Annotated in this window: 1 protein-coding gene; it reads left to right on the plus strand. The window is 67.4% G+C overall.

Going from position 1 to position 1,449, the window contains the following annotated elements:
- Positions 1 to 143 precede the first annotated feature (143 nt).
- Complete coding sequence (locus tag AB0H21_RS40875; protein ID WP_358527482.1) at positions 144 to 1,418, plus strand: ISL3 family transposase; 1,275 nt, start codon at positions 144 to 146, stop codon at positions 1,416 to 1,418.
- Positions 1,419 to 1,449: the final 31 nt, after the last annotated feature.

The raw sequence follows: 1,449 nt of genomic DNA on the forward strand, positions 1-1,449 counted from the left end.
GGCTCTTCGATCTTGAGGGGGAAGTTCGTGGGCGTGGCCTGATAGGCGAGAGCCCGCAGCCCCGTAACACTGGCTGTTGATCAAGGACAGTTAGTGAGCGGGGGCCACGGGCTGTGAACGACAGTACTTCGATCCTGTTCGGCATGCCGGAAATAACGGTGGTGGACGTCGAACGCGTCGCCGATGACGACGGGAAAACCGGACGGCTGGTGCATATCGAACGCCCCGAGGAGTGGGCGGCCTGCCCCGAATGCGGTGTCATCTCGACCTCGGTGCGACAACGGCGCACGACCCGCCCGCGCGACCTGCCATACGGTGAGGAGCCGATCGAGGTGCGATGGCACAAACGCCAGTTCTCCTGCACAGAGCAGCTGTGCCCGCGTAAGGCGTTCACCGAGTCGACCGCGGAGATCCCGCCCCGGGCCCGGACGACGGGCCGGCTGTGCCGGGCGGCGGCAGCACAGGTCGCCTCGGGCCGCTCGGTCGCGGCGGTCGGCCGGCAGTACCGGCTCAGCTGGCCCCTGGTCCATCGCCACTTCGCCATCCACGCCGACGCCGTCCTGCTCGAGCCAGAACCTCCCCAAGTACTGGGCATCGACGAGACCCGCCGGGGCAAGCCCAAGTGGTTCAAAGACCCGGCAACTGCGACCTGGTCCCGGAGCGAGCCCTTCGAGACCAACTTCGTCGATCTGTCCGGCAGCGGTGGACTGCTCGGCCAGGCGGCGGGCCGTACCGGTGCCGCGGTGGTCGAGTGGCTGCAGGCTCGAGGCCCGCAGTGGACGGCAGCGGTGCAGGTGGTGGCCATCGACCCGGCCGCCTGCTACCGCACCGCCATCAAGCACGCGTTGCCGCACGCCACCATCGTCGTCGACCACTTCCACCTCGTCGCCCTGGCCAACAAGGCCCTCACCGCCGTGCGCCAGCGCGTTACCCGTGAGGAACGCGGGCGCCGAGGACGGTCCACCGACCCCGAATGGGCCAACCGGCGCCGCCTGCTGCGCGCCCGTGAACATCTGTCCCAGCGCAGCTTCACCACGATGTGGAACGCCCTGATCGACCATGAACCCAGCGGACAGATCCTCACCGCGTGGATCGCCAAGGAAGAACTACGGACCTTGCTGGCCTGCGCCCGCACCCAGGCGCCACGATCGGTTATCTCTCACCGGCTGGCCCGCTTTTTCTCCTGGTGCGCCGACTCCGGCATCCCCGAGCTCATCACGCTTGCCCAGACCATCGACGCCTGGTGGCCCGAGACGCTCGCCTTCATCACCAGCGGCATCACCAACGCCCGGACCGAAGGCACAAACCGCCTTATCAAGGACGCCGCCCGCGTGGCGTTCGGCTTCCGAAACCTCAACAACCAGCGCCGCCGCGTACGGTTGGCATGCACACATCACATGATCAACCCAGCGGCATAAGGCGAGGCATCCCCCTCAAAGTTGAAGAGCC

This window comes from Sphaerisporangium sp. NPDC051011, from assembly GCF_040653595.1.
Lineage (GTDB): Bacteria > Actinomycetota > Actinomycetes > Streptosporangiales > Streptosporangiaceae > Sphaerisporangium.